Origin of the sequence: Staphylococcus sp. GDY8P94P, assembly GCF_017892255.1 — a bacterium.
Lineage (GTDB): Bacteria > Bacillota > Bacilli > Staphylococcales > Staphylococcaceae > Staphylococcus > Staphylococcus cohnii.
Genome location: NZ_JAESKU010000006.1, coordinates 1167 through 1478 on the forward strand (window position 1 = coordinate 1167; position 312 = coordinate 1478).

Sequence of the window (312 nt, forward strand, 5' to 3'; positions counted from 1 at the left end):
CCCTCTTTTGCAATATCAAAAGTATGGTTATTCTCACATGCTAAAGTTTTATAACCTCTCTTTAATTTTTCATCACATATAGAACACTTAAAAAACATATTCACACCTCCAATCAAATAATTATAAATAACAAAGTTGCTTTATTCCAATTGCTTTATTGACGTTGAGCCTCGGAACCCTTAACAATCCCAAAACTTGTCGAATGGTCGGCTTAATAGCTCACGCTATGCCGACATTCGTCTGCAAGTTTAGTTAAGGGTTCTTCTCAACATCAATAAATTTTCTCGGCATAAATGCGTGTTCTTTTCTTGT

The 312-nt window shown here is 34.3% G+C and carries 1 protein-coding gene; it reads right to left on the bottom strand.

The genetic code is table 11. The features are described 5' to 3' along the window. A partial coding sequence (locus KA926_RS14155; RefSeq protein ID WP_353055329.1) for a putative RNA methyltransferase occupies window positions 1-98 on the bottom strand: 98 nt, incomplete at its 3' end. Between the last annotated feature and the right edge of the window lie 214 nt (window positions 99-312).